Source organism: Leifsonia araucanica (genome assembly GCF_051161895.1).
GTDB lineage: Bacteria > Actinomycetota > Actinomycetes > Actinomycetales > Microbacteriaceae > Leifsonia.
The window spans coordinates 2,146,178-2,164,728 of record NZ_JBMBTW010000002.1; the positions used below are offsets into that span (position 1 = coordinate 2,146,178).

Here is an 18,551-nt window from a genome sequence, read left to right on the forward strand (position 1 = left end):
CCAACCGCAACCGTCACGGTCACCGCAACCGGCGCGGCCTCAGTTCAGGATGAACTGCTTCGACTCCGCCGACTCGATGCCGGACACCGACGTGGTCAGGTGGTACGACGCTCCTCCGGCCGGAACCTGCTCGCGCGTCTGCTGGCAGGTGGCGGGGTCGGAGCGCGTCCTGTCCCACTCGATCGGCGTCTGCGACGACACCGTCTTGCCCGGTTGCAGCAGCACTTCCGCATCCACCTTGTCCGACTGGCAGTCTGTCGACTTCCAGTACGTCTCGGTGCCGCTGGTGATCGTGAACACCTGCTGCGCCGTTCCGGCGTCGATCTTGCAGGACACCGTGCCCGTGTTCGTGATCGACACTGTCAGTTTCGGCAGCTCGCCGGCGGCGTACGTGCTCGCGTCGGTGTTCGCCGTCACCTTCACGTTCGCCGGTTTGCAGGGCTGGCCGCTCGCCGTCGTGTTCTCCGTCGGGATGCTCGTGCCGTCCGCGCCCGGGGTCGCCGGCTTCGAGTTCGTTGCGGCCGGCGTCGGCGTGCCCTGGGAGGAGCCGGGCCGCACGACGATCAGCACGACGACGACGATCACGGCGATCACGCCGAGGGCGAGGATGAGCCGGCGTCGCCAATAGACGGTGCTCGGCTGCGGGCCGACAGGATGCTTGAACGTCGACATGCCTGCAGGATAGCGGCGGCCGCGACGAATGCCGCGGCAACGCGCTAGAGCCGCTTTAACATACGAGTATTTCCCAAGGTGTTGGGCTTCACCCGAGCCAGGTCGAGGAACTCCGCGACACCTTCGTCGTGCGAGCGGACCAGCTCCGCATACACCTCGGGGTCGACCGTCTCACCGCCCATGTCCTCGAACCCGTTGCGCTCGAAGAACGCGACCTCGAAGGTCAGGCAGAACAGGCGGCTGAGGCCCAGCTCCCTGGCGTCGTCCTCCAGCCGCCGCAGCAGCGCGTGGCCGATGCCCCTGCCGAGCCAGTCCTCGGAAACGGCCAGCGTGCGCACTTCGGCGAGGTCGCGCCACATCACGTGCAGCGCCCCGCAGCCGATCAGCTCGCCATCCGGCGTCTCCGCGACCCGGAACTCCTGCAGCGACTCGTAGAACACCACCGCATCCTTGCCGAGCAGGATTCGTCGCTGTACCAGCGGCTCCACGAGCTCCTGGATGCGCACCACGTCACTGGCACGCGCCCGGCGGATGACGAACCCGGCGCTGTCTGAACCACTCACCCGCCCAAGCCTAGCGACCCGCCGCATCCGGATGCGCACACACGAACACACGCACACACGAACACACGCACACACGAAAGCGGGGCCGCCCATTCAGGCGACCCCGCTCCCGGGATACAACAGGTTCGGCTACCTCACTCGGAGGATGCGGCCAGGTCCGGCGTCGCCGGCCCCGTGCCGATGGCGGCCGCGGCGTTGACGCCGGCGCCGATCGGCTCCTTGCGGGCCTCCGTGGTGAACACGAACTCGCCGTCCTTGAAGTCGACGTGCACGTGGTCGCCGGCGTTGAGCTCTCCGTGCAGGATGCGCTCGCTGAGACGGTCCTCGATCTCGTGCTGCACAGCGCGGCGCAGCGGACGGGCTCCGAGGGTGGGGTCGAAGCCGACCTCGATCAGGCGCTCCTTGGCTGCCTGCTCCAGCGTGATCGTCATGTCACGGTCGAGCAGCCTGTCGGAGAGGCGCTTGATGAACAGGTCCACGATCTGAAGCAATTCCGGCTTGGACAGCTGCGGGAACACGATGATCTCGTCGACGCGGTTCAGGAACTCGGGCTTGAAGTTCTTCTTCAGCTCCTCGTAGACCTTGCCGCGCATCCGGTCGTACCCGGTGGTCGGGTCGCCCTCGATCTGGAAGCCGACGGGGCCGCCGGAGATGTCCTTCGTGCCGAGGTTGGTCGTCATGATGATGACTGTGTTCTTGAAGTCGACGACGCGGCCCTGACCGTCTGTCAGACGTCCCTCCTCCAGGATCTGGAGCAGCGAGTTGAAGATGTCGGGGTGCGCCTTCTCGATCTCGTCGAACAGCACGACGCTGAACGGCTTGCGGCGGACCTTCTCGGTGAGCTGGCCGCCCTCTTCGAAGCCGACGAATCCGGGAGGAGCACCGAACAGTCGCGAGACCGTGTGCTTCTCGCCGTACTCCGACATGTCGAGGGAGATCATGGCCGACTCGTCGTCGAACAGGAACTCGGCGAGCGCCTTGGCCAGCTCGGTCTTTCCGACACCGGTGGGGCCGGCGAAGATGAACGAACCGGACGGACGCTTCGGGTCCTTCAGACCGGCGCGCGTACGACGGATGGTCTTGGAGAGCGCCGCGATGGCCTCCTCCTGACCGATGACCCGCTGGTGCAGCGCCTTCTCCATGAAGACGAGACGTGCGGACTCCTCCTCGGTGAGCTTGAACACCGGGATGCCCGTGGCCTGGGCCAGCACTTCGGCGATGAGTCCCTCATCCACCTCTGCCGTGGTCTTCACGTCGCCGGAGCGCCACTGCTTCTCGAGGCGCAGACGCTCGCCGAGGAGGTTCTTCTCTTCGTCGCGCAGCGATGCGGCCTTCTCGAAGTCCTGGTCTTCGATGGCGGCTTCCTTCTGGGAGCGCACGGCGGCGATCTTGTCGTCGAACTCGCGCAGCTCCGGCGGGGCCGACAGGATCGACAGCCGTAGACGTGCTCCGGCCTCGTCGATCAGGTCGATGGCTTTGTCCGGCAGGAAGCGGTCCTGGATGTAGCGGTCGGCGAGGTTCGCCGCCGCGACGATCGCGCCGTCGGTGATGGACACCTTGTGGTGCGCCTCGTAGCGGTCGCGAAGCCCCTTGAGGATGTTGATCGCGTGGGGCAGCGACGGCTCGGCCACCTGGATGGGCTGGAAGCGGCGCTCGAGGGCCGCGTCCTTCTCGAAGTGCTTGCGGTACTCGTCGAGCGTGGTGGCGCCGATGGTCTGCAGCTCACCGCGGGCGAGCAGCGGCTTCAGGATGGAGGCCGCGTCGATCGCACCCTCGGCCGCGCCTGCGCCGACGAGGGTGTGGATCTCGTCGATGAAGGTGATGATGTCGCCGCGGGTGCGGATCTCCTTGGTGACCTTCTTCAGGCGCTCCTCGAAGTCACCGCGGTAGCGGGAGCCTGCGATGAGCGAGCCGAGGTCGAGCGTGTACAGCTGCTTGTCCTTCAGCGTCTCCGGCACGTCGCCGCGGACGATCGCCTGAGCGAGCCCTTCGACGACAGCGGTCTTTCCGACGCCGGGCTCACCGATCAGCACGGGGTTGTTCTTGGAGCGGCGCGACAGGATCTGCATGACGCGCTCGATCTCCTTCTCGCGTCCGATCACCGGGTCGAGCTTGTTGTCGCGCGCAGCCTGGGTGAGGTTGCGGCCGAACTGGTCGAGGATCTGGCTGCCTGCCTGCGCGGTGGCCTGATCGTTGCCTCCGACCTGGACCTGCTCCTTGCCCTGGTATCCGCTGAGCAGCTGGATGACCTGCTGGCGCACGCGGTTGAGGTCGGCGCCCAGCTTCACGAGCACCTGGGCGGCGACGCCCTCTCCCTCACGGATGAGGCCGAGCAGGATGTGCTCGGTGCCGATGTAGTTGTGGCCGAGCTGCAGCGCCTCGCGCAGGGACAGCTCCAGCACCTTCTTGGCACGCGGGGTGAACGGGATGTGCCCTGTCGGCTGCTGCTGGCCCTGGCCGATGATGTCCTGGACCTGCTCGCGAACGGCATCCAGCGAGATGCCGAGCGACTCGAGCGCCTTGGCGGCGACACCCTCACCCTCGTGGATCAGGCCGAGCAGGATGTGCTCCGTCCCGATGTAGTTGTGGTTGAGCATCTTGGCTTCTTCTTGGGCCAAGACGACGACGCGGCGGGCTCTGTCGGTAAATCTCTCGAACATGTCTACTCCTCGGACGCCGTTGCAGGGTTGGCGTCGATACAAAGAGAGTAACCACCGGAGGGCGCCGTTATAGCCCCTGTTCGCCGTGGGCGTGACAGTGTTTCCCCCGACTGTCCGGGATGCGCAGCCTCAGCCCCGCAGGCCGGGCAGGGTGAGCGTCGTGTCCGGCAGAGTGATGGTCACGTCGGAGGTGGTGGTCACGCCGGACGGCGTCTCGAAGATCGTGGTGTGCGGCACGTAGTCGCGCGTGCAGACGCCGCCGGGGGCCGGCTCGAGCATCGCCTTCAGCTGATTGCTGGCGGTGACGGACACCGATGCGACGGTCGGCGGGCAGGTCGAGCTGCCGTAGAGCACGATCGCGAACCGGTCGCCGTCCTTCATCCAGACGGCCCATGCGGCACCGCCCGCGCTGCTCGCGGGGGCCTCGACACCCTTCGGTTCGCCCGCGTAGTCCTCCACGGGTTTCGAGGACGCTGCCGTGCATCCGGTCAGTGCCAGGCCGGCCAGGAGCACGCCGACGACGGCCACGGTTGCGCGGCTCGCCGCGAGAGTTCGATGCACGCTCTCATTCTAGGAAGCCGGAGGTGGTTCGTGGCTGTGCGCGTTCTAGGATGCACGTGTGAGCAACCTGGAACGCGACCCGGCGGAGGTGCTCGTCGACGACGAGCCGCGCATCGGAGACGATGCCGTCGAGATCCTCGAACCGCGGGATGTGCCGCTCGGCGGCCCGCGTGCGATGAATGTGCGCCGCACGCTCCCCCAGCGCCGCCGCTCGCTGATCGGCGGCTGGTGCTTCATCGACCACTACGGACCGGACGACGTCTCGGCGACCGGCGGGATGCGCGTCCCTCCGCATCCGCACACCGGCCTGCAGACCGTCAGCTGGCTGTTCGAGGGCGAGATCGAGCACAGGGACAGCGTCGGCAGCCACGCGATGGTGCGGCCGGGCGAGCTCAACCTGATGACGGCCGGGCGCGGCATCAGCCATTCCGAGGTCTCGACGCCGGAGACGACCCGCCTGCACGGCGTGCAGCTGTGGGTCGCGCTGCCGGACCGGTCGCGCGCGACGGAGCCGTTCTTCGAGCACCACGTGCCGGTCGCCGGGCAGCTCGGCGCCGCGGAGGTGCGCACGTTCGTCGGACAGCTCGCGGGGAGCGGGACGGACGCCACCGTGTTCAGCCCGCTGCTCGGCGCCGAGCTGCTGGTCCGCGGCGCCGGGGAGATCGTGGTGCCGCTCGACGCGTCGTTCGAGCACGGCATCCTGGTGGATGCCGGGGACGTCTCCGTGGCTGGCGTGCCTGTGCCGCGCGCACACCTCGCCTACCTCGCGCCCGGACGCGACGCGGTGACCGTGACCGTCGGCGACGGCGGGGCACGGCTGGTGCTGCTCGGCGGTGAGCCGCTCAACGAGCAGATCGTGATGTGGTGGAACTTCATCGGGCGCGGGCACGACGAGGTCGTGCAGTTCCGCTCCGAGTGGATGCGCGACGTCATCGACGACGAGGACGGCCACGGCCGGTTCGGCACCGTCGCCGGCTACGACGGCAGGCCGCTCCCCGCTCCCGAACTCCCCACCGTGCGCCTCAAGCCGCGCGGCTAGCGCGAGATACCAGCAACTGTCGCGAAACGCCCGGGATGCGGCGCAGATAGTGGCATCTCGCCGTCCCGGATGCAGCTACTGCAGCGCCGAGGTCAGCCGGGCGAGGTTGTCCAGCACCGTGGACCGCAGCGGCTGCTTCATCCACTCGTCGAGCGTGAGTTCGCGGCTGTCCCGGCGGTAGCCGTCCTCGACGGCCCGCATCTCGTCCACGAACGAGCGGCCGCGCACCATCAGCGACACCTCCATGTTCAGCTGGAACGAGCGCATGTCCATATTGCTCGACCCGATCACGGCCACGTCGTCGTCGATCGTGAAGTGCTTGGCGTGCAGGATGTACGGCTTCTTGTACATCCAGATCCGCACGCCGGCGCGCAGCAGCGCCTCGTAGTACGACCGCTGCGCGTGGTAGACGAGCGCCTGGTCGCCGACCTCCGACACGAACAGGTCCACCGCGATCCCGCGCTGCGTCGCCGTCGTGATCGCCATCAGCATGGCGTCGTCCGGCACGAAGTACGGCGACGTGATCACGATGCGTTCCTGCGCGTAGTAGAGCAGCGCGAGGAACAGGCGCAGGTTGTTCTCGCCGGGGAACCCCGGCCCGGACGGCACCACCTGGGCATCCAGCGCGTTCGCGGTGAGGTCATCGGTGATCGGCTCCGTCTCGCGGCGGAGCAGTTCGTCGGTCTCGCTGTACCAGTCGGTGATGAAGATCGCGTTGAGACCGGCGACGATCGGCCCCTCCAGGCGCACGATCAGCTCTTTCCACTTCAGTCCGCGCCGGATGTTCGACTTCTTGTTGTAGCTGCGGTCGATCACATTCTGAGAACCCATGAAGCCGACGCGGCCATCCACGATCAGCAGCTTGCGGTGGTTGCGCAGGTCGGGCCGCTGGTACTTGCCGCGGAACGGCTGCACCGGCAGCATCAGGTGCCAGGATGCGCCCATGTCGGTGAGGCGCTTGGTCGTCTGCTTGTAGTCCCTGGTGCGGTACGACGCGATGTGGTCGAGCAGCACGCGCACCGAGACGCCGCGCTTCACGGCATCCTCCAGCGCGTCGAAGAACGGCTTGGTGGTCTGGTCACAGCTCAGGATGTAGAACTCGACGTGCACATAGCGGCGGGCCGCCCGGATCTCCTCCGTCATCGCATCCAGTGACGCCTGATAGTCGCCGTTGAGGCTGGCCGTGTTGCCGCCGACGAGCGGCATCGCCCCGAGATTGCGGTTGAGGGCGACGACGGACTCCAGCCACGGCGGCCACGGATGGTCGCGGCTGACCCGCTCGATGCCCTCCGTGCTCTCGATGATGAACTGGTTGATCTCCGCCTGCTTGTCTCGACGGCTCTTCGGCAGCTTGTACGAGCCGATCAGCAGGAAGAACAGCACGCCGATGTACGGGATGAAGAAGATGGCGAGCAGCCAGGCGGTCGCCGATGTCGGCTTGCGGTTGCGCGGCACGACGATCACGGCGATGACGCGGATGATGAAGTCGACGAGCAGCAGCAGCACGACGATCGCGGTGGTGAGGAACCCTGCGTCCATCGGCGCGCATCCCCTCTACCGATTGTGTGGGCGCGCTGAGGTGCAGGCCCTATCGCTTACCGTATCGAAGGGAAGGCCGCGAGGGTACTCACGACGCGGCGCAGCTACGCCTTGGGCGCGAGGCCGCGGCGTGCGCGCTCTTCGGCCTCCATGCGGGAGTACGCCTTACGCTCGGTGCGGTCGGCGCGAACGATGGAGCGCATGATCAGCCAGAAGAGCAGACCGACGAGGACGGTCGGTGCGAGCGACCACACGATCCCAGCTACGACATCATTCATAACTTGATAATGGTAGCTCCTGCACCTGAGAACGGAGACCATCACGCCACCCGTCACCGTCTTCCTCGCCACCTGGCGCTTCGACCCGGTCGCCGCCGTCGCGCTCGTCGCCGCTGCCGGACTGTACATCGCCGGCATCCTGGCCCTCCGCCGCCGCGGTCATCGCTGGCCGGTGGCGCCCACCGTGTGGTTCTTCGCCCTCGGCCTCGGCGCGTACGCGTGGGTGTCGTTCGGGTTCCTGGGCGCGTACAGCTCGGAGCTGCGCTGGGCGTTCACAACCCGCATCGCCCTGCTGCTGTTCGCCGTTCCCGCACTGATGAGTCTGGGACGCCCCGTCGCCCTGGCCCGCCTGGCTCTCAGCGGACACCGGGCGAGCAGGCTGGAGGCGACCCTGCGCTCGCGCGCGATCCGCCTGTTCGGGAACGCGATGTTCGCGCCGCTGTTCGCCTGCGCGGTGTTCCTCGTCTTCCTGACACCGCTCGCCGCCGTGCTGCGCGACAACCCGTGGTCGGAGTGGTCGATCACGGTCGTCGTGCCACTCGCCGGGATGCTCATGGTGCTGCCGATCGCCGCCCACTCGATCATCCGCACCAGCTTCTTCGTGACGGTGGAGTTCCTGCTCGCGTTCGTCGAGATGCTGCTGGATGCGGTGCCCGGGCTGCTCCTGCGGCTCAACGACGGGATCCTGGATCACGCGCCCGCTGTGCGGGGTCCGCTGCCGTTCTGGTTCCCGAACGCGCTCCACGACCAGCATCTGTCCGGCGACTTCCTGTGGTTCATCGCAGAAATCGCGGACGTGCCCGTGCTCATCATCCTGTTCGTGCGCTGGATGCGCCTCGACCGCCGAGAGGCCAACCGGATCGACGCACTCAGCGACGACGAGCTGGATGCGCTCACGCGCGACCACCTGCGCCAGCGGCCGTGAGGGGCGGGGCGGAAGCCGCTACTTGACGAGCGGGAAGAGGATCGTCTCGCGGATGCCGAGGCCGGTGAGCGCCATCAGCAGGCGGTCGATGCCCATCCCCATTCCACCCGACGGCGGCATGCCGAACTCGAGAGCACGCAGGAACTCCTCGTCGAGACGCATCGCCTCGACATCGCCCTGCGCCGCCAGCTTCGCCTGCTCGACGAACCGCTCGCGCTGCACGACGGGGTCGACCAGCTCCGAGTATCCGGTCGCCAGCTCGAAGCCGCGGGTGTAGAGGTCCCACTTCTCGACGACGCCCTCGCGCGAACGGTGTGCGCGCACCAGCGGGCTGGTGTCGACGGGGAAGTCCATCACGAACGTCGGCCGCACCAGGGTGTCCTTGACGAAGTGCTCCCACAGCTCCTCGACGTACTTGCCCGGCAGGGGATGCTGGATCTCGATCCCCTCCACAGCCGCGATCTCGCGCAGTCTCTCCACAGATGTCGCGGGAGTGATCTCTTCGCCGACCGCCTCGGACAGGCTGTCGTACATGCGAATTCGATCCCACTCCCCGCCGAGGTCGTACTCGGTGCCATCGGCCCAGGTCACGACGTGCGAACCGGAGATCGCCTGCGCGGCGTTCTGGATGAGGGTTTGAGTGAGGTCGGCGATCGAGTTGTAGTCGCCGTACGCCTCGTACGCTTCGAGCATGGCGAACTCGGGCGAGTGCGTGGAGTCCGCGCCCTCGTTGCGGAAGTTGCGGTTGATCTCGAACACGTGATCGATGCCGCCGACCACGGCGCGCTTCAGGTACAGCTCGGGTGCGATACGCAGGTAGAGCTCGGTGTCGAACGCGTTCGAGTGGGTGACGAACGGGCGCGCGGACGCCCCGCCGTGCATGACCTGCAGCATCGGGGTCTCCACCTCGATGAAGTCGCGCTCCGAGAACGTCTTGCGGAGGCTGGCGACGGTCTTGGCGCGATCGATGACGTTCTTGCGGGCCTGGTCGCGCGCGATCAGGTCGAGGTAGCGGCTGCGGACGCGCGTCTCCTCGTTGAGCTCGTTGTGCAGGTTCGGCAGCGGAAGCAGGGCCTTGGATGCGATGGTCCAGCTCTCCACCATGATCGACAGCTCGCCGCGGCGGCTCGAGATCACTTCGCCGGAGACGAAGAGGTGGTCGCCGAGGTCGACGAGTTCCTTCCACTCCGCCAGCGACTCCTCGCCGACGGCCGCGAGCGACACCATCACCTGGATGCGCGTTCCGTCGCCGGACTGCAGCACCGCGAAGCACAGCTTGCCGGTGTTCCGGAGGTGCACGACGCGCCCTGCGACGCCGACGGTCTCTCCGGAGACCTCGTCGGCCTGCAGGTGGCCCCACTTCGCGCGCACGGCGGGAATGGTCGTGGTGATGGGCACAGCGACCGGGTACGCGCCGCCCGCGGGAGTCTTCGCCTCGGCGATCAGGCGCTCGCGCTTGCCGAGGCGGACGGCCTTCTGCTCGCTGATCTCGTCAGCGGAGAGTTCAGGCTCGGGGGTCTGCTCGTCGGTCATCAGTGTCTTTCGTTCGTGCGGAGGAGGCCGCTCAGCTGATGCTGATGCGCTCGTTGTCGATCAGCCTGGTCGTTCCGACACGGGCTGCCACGAGCACCACGGCTGGGCCGTGGTGGCCTTCGGCGACGGCGAGGAACGAGTCCGGGTCGACGACCACGAGATAGTCAAGCTTAACGGCTGGTTCGGTGTCGAGACGCGCGCGGGCGGCGGCGAGCACAGCATCCACTCCGCCTGCTGCTCCCGTTGAGGCCGCGGCCTTCGCGGCGGCGAGCGCCTGGGAGAGTGCGACGGCGGCGGCGCGTCCCGCCGGGTCGAGGTAGCTGTTGCGGCTCGACAGGGCGAGCCCGTCGGATTCGCGGACCGTGTCGACCACGGCGATCGTGACCGGCAGGTTCAGCTCGTCGACCATCCGGCCGACGAGGTGCACCTGCTGCGCGTCCTTCTGGCCGAACACGGCCACGTCGGGGCCGACGATGTTGAACAGCTTGGCGACGACCGTGAGCATGCCGTCGAAGTGGCCTGGCCGGGATGCGCCCTCGTACAGGGAGCCGATCGCGCCGGCGGTGACGCGGGTCTCCGTCGCGCCGTTCGGGTACATCTCCGCCGGGCTCGGCGCGAAGACGATGTCGGCGAGGCCGGAGAGTTTGGCGACGTCGGCGTCGAGGGTGCGGGGGTAGCGGTCGAGGTCCTCGCCCGGCCCGAACTGCAGCGGGTTGACGAAGATCGAGACGACGACGATCCCGCCGAGGTCTTTGGCGTGCGAGACCAGCCGGAGGTGCCCGTCGTGGAGGGCGCCCATCGTCGGCACGAGCACGACGCGACCGGATGGCGCGTCAGCGCTGCCTTCGAGGGCGGCGTCCCTGCGACCGGAGGCGATCCGTGCGCGCAGTTCGGGAATGGTGGTCACGACGTCAGGCATCTGCTCCCCTAACGGCCGGTGCGCCTGGCGGGCGCGGAGTTGAACGGCCAGTCATCCAGGCTACTCGCCGCGGAGGAACCAGCCGCGATCGTCCCCCTGCTGCTCGTCGAACACCTCGGACAGGTCGATGGCTGCCGGTGCCGAGGCCGTGGTGATGGCGTTGTCGACGGCGGAGCGCAGCAGCGAGCTGAGGAAGGGTCCAGGGTTGTCGACCCCGATGTCCCGCAGGATGCCGGTGGACTGCTCGACGATCGCCCGGGAGAACGACGTGGCGGTCGCGACGGCCTCTGCGTACGCCTCGCGGTCCTTCTCGGCGATGACCACCGGCTCCCCACCCATCTCGACCACCAGTGCCTGAGCGATCGGCAGCACGGGAGCGGGCGCGGTGACGGCGAAGTAGCTCTCGGCCAGCCTGGCGAGGTCGAGGCTGGTCCCGGTGAACTCGACGGCGGGATGCACGGCGATCGGGATCACGCCCGCCGCAGCGGCCGGCTGGAGCACAGACACGCCGAACCCGGGTGCGGTGTGCATGACGATCTGGCCGGGCTGCCAGCTGCCGGTGGCGGCGAGCCCGGCGACCAGGCCGGGCAGTTCGGCGTCCGGCACGGCGATGACCACCAGCTCGCTCCGCTCCACCAGCACGGGAACATCCAGGATGGGCGCGTTCGGCAGCATCGCCCCGGCCCGCTCCCTGCTCGCCTCCGACACGGCGGAGACCCCGACGATGGCGTGACCAGCGCCCGCGAGCGCCGCGCCGATCACCGGCCCGACGCGCCCAGCGCCGATGATGCCGAGACCGAGTCGTCCGGAACGCTGCATCAGGGGTGCTCCTCGGGGGTCGTGGTGGGGGTCGTGGTGGGGGTCGTGGGCGGCGTCGGCGCATCCAGCGGGGCCGCCTGCTCGAACGGGAGCTCCGCCCAGCGGTGGCTGCGGTCGGACTGCGCGGAGGCGATGGCGCCGGCGGCGACGTCGTCGAAGAGGTGGACGCTCTGGGGCGCGTCCAGCGCTGCCAGTCGTGGTCGCACCGGACCCGAGACCGTGTGCAGGCGGGCGCCGGCGAGGCCGAGCATCCTGTCGATCGGGCCCTGCTGGATCTCGAGGCTCTGCAGACGCGCGAGCGGGACCATCGCCAGACTGCGCCACACTGCGCCGCGCCTCAGCAGGATCACCCCGTCGACGATGCTGTACCCGTTGCGCTTCCAGGAGAGCGGCCGCACCCAGGCCGCGCGGCGCGGGCTGCCGATGTAGGAGTCCCGTCCGCGCGATGTCATGCCTGCGACGATCAGTTCGCGGTGGGCGTCCGTCGCGAAATCGGGGAGCACGAGGCCGAGCACCCGTGCGACGTCGGCCGCGTCGCCGACCGGGAGCATCGTGGTGTTCGGCTGCCCAGCCGCGCCCTTCTCCTTGGAGTGGCCGGCCGTGTCGATCCGGATCTGCCACCAGCCGAACGGACGCCACAGCAGCGGCTGCAGCACCTCGACCGCGTGGATGCGGCCGGGCGGCAGCGTCTCGTTGCTCAGGCTGAGCAGGCCGAAGCCGACGCGCACACCGTCCGGCGTGCCCGCGATCGAGTAGCGCAGCGACTTCGTGAAGCGGTTGATGTAGAAGCTCGCCGACCCGAGCAGACCGGGCAGCACCACGAACAGCAGCCACACCCGGCCCGTGGATACGCCGATCACCAGCAACGCGACCACCACCAGCAGGAAGATGGTGAAGCCGCTGAGCACCAGCGAGCCGAGCAGGCGCAGCGGCGGAATCTTCACGACGGACTGCGGCGGAGCGACGGTGGGGTCGAGTTCCGGTGCGATGAACTCGTTGACGCGACGGGTCACCAAGCCGGACACCGCGCCTCCGGCCGCGGCAGCACCCTGCACGCCGGCCGGCGAACCAGGAGCACCAGGAGGCACACCGTCCAGACCGACCGTGCCGCCGGGAGAGCCAGGCCACCCTGGCGCACCGCCAGGACCGACCACCCCGCCAGGCGCAGCGGCCACGCTGTCCGGCGCTCCGGCGACCCCAGGCGCACCAGGCGCACCACCCGGCGCCTCGCTCGCCCGCACCCCCGATGCCAGCCGCAGCACGTCGCCGCGCAGCCCGTCCGCCAGCGACGAGCCGAGGTACGCCAGCTGCACATTGGCGTCGTGTCCTGCCACGCTGATGTCCAGCTTCGCGGCGCCGAAGATCCGCGCGAGCACCGGGCGCACGATGTTGATGCCCTGGATGCGGTCCAGCCGGGCTTTGCGCTGCGTGCGGAAGAGGATGCCACTGCGCACCTCCACCGCGTCGCCCGTGATGCGGAAGCTGTGCATCCGCCACGACAGGTAGAACGCTCCCAAGCAGAGCAGCAGCACCACCACGATCGCGAGGAGGGCCCAGCCTTCCCAACCGTGGTCGTAGATCTGATCGATCGGGTCTCCGCCGTAGTCCGGCGTTCCGATGAAGATGCCGACGATGCGTTCGCGCAAGTTGGAGAGCACGAAGCCGAGGATCGCCACGAAGACGATGCCACCGCGCAGCAGAGGCGTGGCCGGATGCAGGCGGTGCCATTCGCCGTCCGTGAACCGTTCGGCGGCGCGTTCCGCTGCGCTGAGCGGGGCGCTCACAGTCCTGCCCGCCTGCTCTCCGCGAGTTCGACGAGACGGTCGCGCAGGTCGGCGGCGACCGGTTCGGGGAGTCCGGGGATGACCACGCCGGTGGAGGCGGCCGCCGTCACGAACTTGAGGTCGGCCAGGCCGAGGATGCGTCCGACCGGGCCGCGGTTGATGTCGATGAGCTGCATCCGGCCGTACGGCACGGACACGAAGCGCTGGTACATGATGCCGCGGCGGAAGAGCAGGTCGTCCTCGCGCATCCGGTAGCCGATGGAGCGCGCACGGCGGGGCGCGATGATGAGGCTCACGATCGTGATGACCACCACCGCCGCCAGCAGCACCCAGCCCCAGCTCCACTGGGCGACCAGCCACAGGAAGGTCGCCGCCGCCGCAAGCACCACGCCGCTGACGACGGCGCTCACGATCACGACGACCACGTATTTCGGGGAGACGCGCTGCCACTCCCCGACGCTCAGGTCAAGACGATTCGACATGGACATTCTCCGGATCGCCGTTCTTGTCGTCGGGTGGGATGGTGCAGAGGTATTCGGCGACCAGCCCGGCGATCAGCAGCACGATGGCGCCGACGGTCGTGGAGACGGTCAGCCAGATCGTGCCGCCGGCCGGGATGACCGCGCGGCTCAGCAGATAGACCAGGAGCCCGGCGCCGAGGCCGGTGAGCAGGGCGCCGGACAGGCTGCACGCCTTCGCGAGCACCACGATCCGCATCGCCTGGAACGGGTCGATGGGCCGGGCGTTCCTGCCGCGGACGGCCCGGCGGATCGGCACGGCGAACGCGACGACGATGATCGAGACCGCCACCAGCGTGATCGGCAGGGTGAGCGGAGGCACGAACACCGCGAGCCCCGACCCGGCCAGCGCCAGTTCGATGAGGAAGCCGGCGACCGCGGCGACGACGCCGAGGACGATCAGCGGGACGGGAGTGGTGCGTTTCACGATGCGCTCCCCTCGTACGTGCGGACAGGGTCGGTGGCGCGAGCGGCGAGAGCCGCGACCGGTCCGTGGCCGGTGAGCTGCGCATCCGGTGCGATGTCGAGCCAGGGCACCAGCACGAACGCGCGCTCGGCGGCCCGGGGATGCGGCAGCGTGACGCGCTCGTCGTCGGAGACGATGCCGTCGTAGTCGACGATGTCGATGTCGATGGTGCGGTCGCCCCAGCGTTCATCGCGCACGCGGCCGAGCCGGTCTTCGACGGCGTTGACGGCGTCGAGGAGGGCGAGAGGGTCGAGGATCGTGTCGACCAGGGCGACCGCGTTCAGGTATGCGGGGGCGTCGTGGTCGATGCCGTCGAGTTTGAGGGCGGGCGTCTCGTAGAGCGGGGAGACCGCATCCACCCGGATGCCCGGCGTCTCCTCGAGAGCGGCGACGGCGGCGCGGATGGTCGCCTCCCTGTCGCCGAGGTTGCCGCCGAAGGCGAGCACGGCCGGATGGCCGACGCGCATCCGCTGCGGCCTGGGCGTCACGCCTCCCGGTGTCACGATCGCTCCCGCAGGATGCGCACGGCCACGTCGCCGAACGGCACGCTGATCGGGGCGTCCGGCTTGTGCACCGTCACCTCGACCGCGTCGACCGGTGGATGCGCGAGCACGACGGCGGCGACGCGCTCGGCCACCGTCTCGATCAGGTCGACCGGGTCACGGCGCACGGCGTCGGCGATCTCCTCGGCCAGCTCGCCGTAGTGGACCGTCTGCGCCACATCGTCGGACGCCGCCGGTGCTGCCAGGTCGAGCCAGGCGGTCACGTCGACCACGAAGTCCTGCCCGTTCTGCCGTTCGAAGTCGTAGACGCCGTGGTGCGCACGCACGCGCAGGCCGGTGAGGACGATCGCGTCGGACGGTCGGGTCGCAGCTGGCCTAGTCATCGCTTCCAGCTTGCCACGCCCGCACGACATCGAGGGCGATCCTGGTGGATGCGACATCGTGCACGCGCACGGCCCACGCCCCGTCTCGGGCGGCGAGCGCGCTGATGACGGCGGTGGGCGCATCCCGGTCGGTGGCGGAAGCGCGGTCGGGCAGCAGCGCGCTCAGGAACCGCTTGCGGGAGGCGCCGATCAGGATCGGGTACCCCAGCGTCTCGAACGCGCGGAGCCCGGCGAGCACCTGCCAGTTGTGCTCGCCCGTCTTGGAGAAGCCGAGGCCGGGGTCGAGGATGAGCCTGCTCGGGTCGATGCCGACGTCGAGCAGCGCGGTGACGCGCGCAGACAGTTCCGCGCGCACCTCGCCGACCGTGTCCGTGTAGCGGGCGAGGGAGTCCATCGAGTCGCTCTGGCCACGCCAGTGCATCACCACGTACTGCAGGCCGGTGTCGAGCAGGGCCTGCGGCATGCCGGGGTCCGCGAGGCCGCCGGAGACGTCGTTGATGATCGCGGCGCCGACATCCGCCGTCGCCCTGGCCGTCTCCGCGTTCATCGTGTCGACGCTCACGGTGATGCCGCGGGAGGCGAGCTCGCGCACGACGGGAACGACGCGTGCCTGCTCCTCTGCGGGGTCGACCCGGAGGGCGCCAGGCCTGGTGGACTCACCGCCGACGTCGATCATGTCCGCGCCCTGCTCCACCAGGTCGATGGCGTGCGCGATGGCGGCGTCCGGTTCGAGCCAGAGGCCGCCGTCGCTGAAGGAGTCCGGTGTCACGTTGAGGACACCCATGATGAGCGTCACGCGATGCCACGCCCGATCAGTGCCACGAGTTCCGCGCGCGCGGCCGGGTCTGTGAACGCGCCGCGGGCGGCCATCGTGACCGTCGTGCTCGCGGTCTGCCTGGCACCGCGCGTGGTCACGCAGGTGTGCGCAGCATCGAGGACCACGAAGACGCCGCGCGCCTCCGTGCCGCGTTCGATGGTGTCCGCGATCTGCTCGGTGAGCCGCTCCTGCAGCTGTGGCCGGGCGGCGAGCGTGTCGACCACCTTCGGGATGCGCCCCAGGCCCACCACCTTCTCCCCCGGCAGGTATGCGACGTGCGCCATGCCGAGGAACGGGAGCAGGTGGTGCTCGCAGACGGAACGGAACGCGATGTCGCGCAGCAGGATCGTCTCGGCCTTGTCCGTCTCCAACGGCACGGCGTCGCCCAGCTCGGCGGCAGCATCCTTGCCGAGGCCGGAGAAGAACTCGGCGTACGCGTCGGCGACCCGCGACGGGGTCGCCGCCAGTCCCGGACGCGCAGAATCCTCGCCGATGGCGGCGAGGATCTCTGCGACAGCTGCCTCGATGCGCGGACGATCGAAACCGGTCATGCGCGCGCCGGCTCTACGCGGTGGCCGGGCGCGGCTTGCGAACGGGTGCGCGCTTGGGCTTCGACGGCGGCTCGGAGTCGACGCCACCGTCCACGGCGCCGGCGTCGATCGGCGCCTTGGCCTTGGGGTAGTCGATCGGAGGGAGGTCGGAGATCGGGCGCTTGTCGCTGGACAGCCACTGCGGGCGCTCCGGCAGCTTCACCACGTCTTCGAAGATCTCGGCGATCTGGTTGTGGTCGAGCGTCTCCTGCTCCAAGAGGGCTGCGGCGAGCCGGTCGAGCACGGCGCGGTTCTCGTTGATGACCTGCCAGGCCTCGTCGTGCGCCTTCTCGATCAGGGTGCGCACCTCGGCGTCGACCTGCTCGGCGATGCGTTCGGAGTAGTCGCGCTGGTGACCCATGTCGCGGCCGAGGAACATCTCGCCGTTGGCCTGGCCGAGCTTGACGGAGCCGATGTCGGCGCTCATGCCGTATTCGGTGACCATCTTGCGGGCGATGGAGGTGGCCTTCTCGATGTCGTTGGATGCGCCGGTGGTGGGGTCGTGGAACACGATCTCCTCCGCGACACGGCCGCCCATCGCGTATGCGAGCTGGTCGAGCAGTTCATTGCGGGTGACCGAGTACTTGTCTTCCAGCGGCATGACCATCGTGTATCCGAGGGCACGGCCACGCGGGAGGATCGTGATCTTGGTGACAGGGTCGGTGTGACGCATCGCGGCGGCGGCGAGAGCGTGGCCGCCCTCGTGGTAGGCCGTGATCAGCTTCTCCTGGTCCTTCATCACGCGGGTGCGCTTCTGGGGACCGGCGATCACACGATCGACGGCCTCATCCAGCGCACGGTTGTCGATCAGCTGCGCGTTGGAGCGGGCGGTCAGCAGGGCGGCCTCGTTGAGCACGTTGGCCAGGTCTGCACCGGTGAAGCCCGGCGTCTTGCGCGCCAGCACTTCGAGGTCGACGGAGGCGGCGAGCGGCTTGCCGCGTCCGTGCACCTCGAGGATCTTCTTGCGGCCGACCATGTCGGGGGCGTCGACGCCGATCTGGCGGTCGAAGCGACCGGGACGTAGCAGCGCAGGGTCGAGGATGTCCGGACGGTTGGTGGCCGCGATCAGGATGACGTTGGTCTTCGGGTCGAAGCCGTCCATCTCCACGAGCAGCTGGTTCAGCGTCTGCTCGCGCTCGTCGTGCCCGCCGCCGAGACCGGCGCCACGGTGGCGACCGACCGCGTCGATCTCGTCGACGAAGATGATGGCCGGAGCGTTCTCCTTGGCCTGCTGGAACAGGTCGCGGACACGGCTCGCGCCGACGCCGACGAACATCTCCACGAAGTCGGAACCGGAGATCGAGTAGAACGGCACGCCGGCCTCACCGGCGACGGCGCGGGCGAGCAGGGTCTTACCCGTTCCTGGAGGGCCGTACAGCAGCACGCCCTTCGGGATGCGGGCGCCGACCGCCTGGAACTTCGCCGGCTCCTTGAGGAAGTCCTTGATCTCCTCGAGCTCTTCGATGGCCTCGTCGGAGCCTGCCACGTCTTCGAAGGTGACCTTGGGGCTCTCCTTCGTGACGAGCTTGGCCCTGGACTTGCCGAACTGCATGACCTTGTTGCCGCCGCCCTGCATCCCGGACAGCATGATCCAGAAGAACACGCCGATCAGCAGCACGGGGATGAGGAAGCCGAGCGCGGAGAGCAGCCAGTTGGGCTGCGGGACCTCGTCGTCGTAGCCCTTCGGCAGGTTGGCGTTGTCGACAGCCTTGACCACGTCGGCGCCGCGCGGCGTGACGTAGTAGAACTGCACCTGGCTGCCGAGCGTCTTGTCGGCCGTCTTCAGATTCAGGTCGACGCGGTTCTCACCGTCCACGATCTTCGCGCTCGAGACCTTGTCGTCTTGCAGGAGCTCGAGGCCCTTCTGCGTCGACACTGCCTTGAAGCCCGACATGGTGATCAGGCTCGAGCCGATCCACACTGCGACGATGGCCAGCACGATGTAGAGAATCGGCCCGCGGAAGATCTTCTTGACGTTCATG

Annotated in this window: 19 protein-coding genes; 2 read left to right on the plus strand and 17 right to left on the minus strand. The window is 68.7% G+C overall.

Going from position 1 to position 18,551, the window contains the following annotated elements:
• Positions 1-39 precede the first annotated feature (39 nt).
• The 4 genes from ACN6M5_RS10265 to ACN6M5_RS10280 all read right to left on the minus strand — a co-directional run bounded on the left by ACN6M5_RS10265 (position 40) and on the right by ACN6M5_RS10280 (position 4,456).
• On the minus strand, positions 40-672 hold the full coding sequence (locus ACN6M5_RS10265; RefSeq protein ID WP_434949566.1) for a hypothetical protein: 633 nt from the start codon (positions 670-672) through the stop codon (positions 40-42).
• Positions 673-716: 44 nt separating this feature from the next.
• Positions 717-1,235, minus strand: a complete 519-nt coding sequence (locus ACN6M5_RS10270; RefSeq protein ID WP_085368986.1) for an amino-acid N-acetyltransferase — start codon at positions 1,233-1,235, stop codon at positions 717-719.
• Between the two features lie 134 nt (positions 1,236-1,369).
• Positions 1,370-3,895: an ATP-dependent Clp protease ATP-binding subunit gene (locus ACN6M5_RS10275; RefSeq protein WP_085368987.1), complete on the minus strand. Its 2,526-nt coding sequence runs from the start codon at positions 3,893-3,895 to the stop codon at positions 1,370-1,372.
• A gap of 129 nt (positions 3,896-4,024) precedes the next feature.
• Positions 4,025-4,456 carry a hypothetical protein gene (locus ACN6M5_RS10280; protein ID WP_247597154.1) on the minus strand — a complete coding sequence of 144 codons (432 nt, stop codon included), beginning with the start codon at positions 4,454-4,456 and terminating at the stop codon, positions 4,025-4,027.
• Between the two features lie 58 nt (positions 4,457-4,514).
• Here ACN6M5_RS10280 and ACN6M5_RS10285 point away from each other — a divergent pair, with 58 nt between their 5' ends.
• On the plus strand, positions 4,515-5,495 hold the full coding sequence (locus ACN6M5_RS10285; RefSeq protein WP_434949567.1) for a pirin family protein: 981 nt from the start codon (positions 4,515-4,517) through the stop codon (positions 5,493-5,495).
• 75 nt (positions 5,496-5,570) lie between these two features.
• Here the strand turns inward: ACN6M5_RS10285 and cls are convergent, their stop codons facing one another.
• Both cls and ACN6M5_RS10295 read right to left on the minus strand, forming a co-directional pair.
• Positions 5,571-7,034 carry a cardiolipin synthase gene (gene cls / locus ACN6M5_RS10290; RefSeq protein WP_085368990.1) on the minus strand — a complete coding sequence of 488 codons (1,464 nt, stop codon included), beginning with the start codon at positions 7,032-7,034 and terminating at the stop codon, positions 5,571-5,573.
• Positions 7,035-7,138: 104 nt separating this feature from the next.
• Entirely contained in the window at positions 7,139-7,312 is a 174-nt protein-coding gene (locus tag ACN6M5_RS10295; RefSeq protein ID WP_179150758.1) for a hypothetical protein, read from the minus strand.
• 127 nt (positions 7,313-7,439) lie between these two features.
• Between ACN6M5_RS10295 and ACN6M5_RS10300 the strand changes: the two genes are divergently transcribed.
• Positions 7,440-8,237 carry a cytochrome c oxidase assembly protein gene (locus ACN6M5_RS10300; RefSeq protein ID WP_434952373.1) on the plus strand — a complete coding sequence of 266 codons (798 nt, stop codon included), beginning with the start codon at positions 7,440-7,442 and terminating at the stop codon, positions 8,235-8,237.
• 18 nt (positions 8,238-8,255) lie between these two features.
• Here the strand turns inward: ACN6M5_RS10300 and lysS are convergent, their stop codons facing one another.
• From lysS to ftsH, 11 genes are read right to left on the minus strand one after another with little or no spacing between them, the layout of a single operon-like run.
• On the minus strand, positions 8,256-9,770 hold the full coding sequence (lysS, locus tag ACN6M5_RS10305) for a lysine--tRNA ligase (protein ID WP_434949568.1): 1,515 nt from the start codon (positions 9,768-9,770) through the stop codon (positions 8,256-8,258).
• 31 nt (positions 9,771-9,801) lie between these two features.
• Positions 9,802-10,689 carry a pantoate--beta-alanine ligase gene (panC, locus tag ACN6M5_RS10310; RefSeq protein ID WP_434949569.1) on the minus strand — a complete coding sequence of 296 codons (888 nt, stop codon included), beginning with the start codon at positions 10,687-10,689 and terminating at the stop codon, positions 9,802-9,804.
• A gap of 60 nt (positions 10,690-10,749) precedes the next feature.
• Positions 10,750-11,508 carry a Rossmann-like and DUF2520 domain-containing protein gene (locus tag ACN6M5_RS10315; protein WP_210724098.1) on the minus strand — a complete coding sequence of 253 codons (759 nt, stop codon included), beginning with the start codon at positions 11,506-11,508 and terminating at the stop codon, positions 10,750-10,752.
• Entirely contained in the window at positions 11,508-13,292 is a 1,785-nt protein-coding gene (locus tag ACN6M5_RS10320; protein WP_434949570.1) for a PH domain-containing protein, read from the minus strand. Before ACN6M5_RS10320 ends, ACN6M5_RS10315 begins: the two co-directional genes overlap by 1 nt.
• Positions 13,289-13,774: a PH domain-containing protein gene (locus ACN6M5_RS10325; RefSeq protein ID WP_085368994.1), complete on the minus strand. Its 486-nt coding sequence runs from the start codon at positions 13,772-13,774 to the stop codon at positions 13,289-13,291. The genes ACN6M5_RS10320 and ACN6M5_RS10325 overlap by 4 nt, the downstream gene beginning before the upstream one ends.
• Entirely contained in the window at positions 13,758-14,237 is a 480-nt protein-coding gene (locus ACN6M5_RS10330; RefSeq protein ID WP_434949571.1) for a DUF3180 domain-containing protein, read from the minus strand. Before ACN6M5_RS10330 ends, ACN6M5_RS10325 begins: the two co-directional genes overlap by 17 nt.
• Positions 14,234-14,764 carry a 2-amino-4-hydroxy-6-hydroxymethyldihydropteridine diphosphokinase gene (gene folK, locus ACN6M5_RS10335; protein WP_434949572.1) on the minus strand — a complete coding sequence of 177 codons (531 nt, stop codon included), beginning with the start codon at positions 14,762-14,764 and terminating at the stop codon, positions 14,234-14,236. Before folK ends, ACN6M5_RS10330 begins: the two co-directional genes overlap by 4 nt.
• 11 nt (positions 14,765-14,775) lie before the next feature.
• Entirely contained in the window at positions 14,776-15,162 is a 387-nt protein-coding gene (folB, locus tag ACN6M5_RS10340) for a dihydroneopterin aldolase (protein WP_085368997.1), read from the minus strand.
• The gene (gene folP / locus ACN6M5_RS10345; RefSeq protein WP_434949573.1) at positions 15,155-15,958 is read right to left on the minus strand and encodes a dihydropteroate synthase; all 804 of its coding nucleotides are present in this window, start codon (positions 15,956-15,958) and stop codon (positions 15,155-15,157) included. Before folP ends, folB begins: the two co-directional genes overlap by 8 nt.
• Positions 15,955-16,530, minus strand: coding sequence for a GTP cyclohydrolase I FolE (folE, locus tag ACN6M5_RS10350; RefSeq protein WP_434949574.1), 576 nt, complete (start codon positions 16,528-16,530; stop codon positions 15,955-15,957). Before folE ends, folP begins: the two co-directional genes overlap by 4 nt.
• 13 nt (positions 16,531-16,543) lie before the next feature.
• Positions 16,544-18,550 carry an ATP-dependent zinc metalloprotease FtsH gene (ftsH, locus tag ACN6M5_RS10355; RefSeq protein WP_434949575.1) on the minus strand — a complete coding sequence of 669 codons (2,007 nt, stop codon included), beginning with the start codon at positions 18,548-18,550 and terminating at the stop codon, positions 16,544-16,546.
• Position 18,551: the final 1 nt, after the last annotated feature.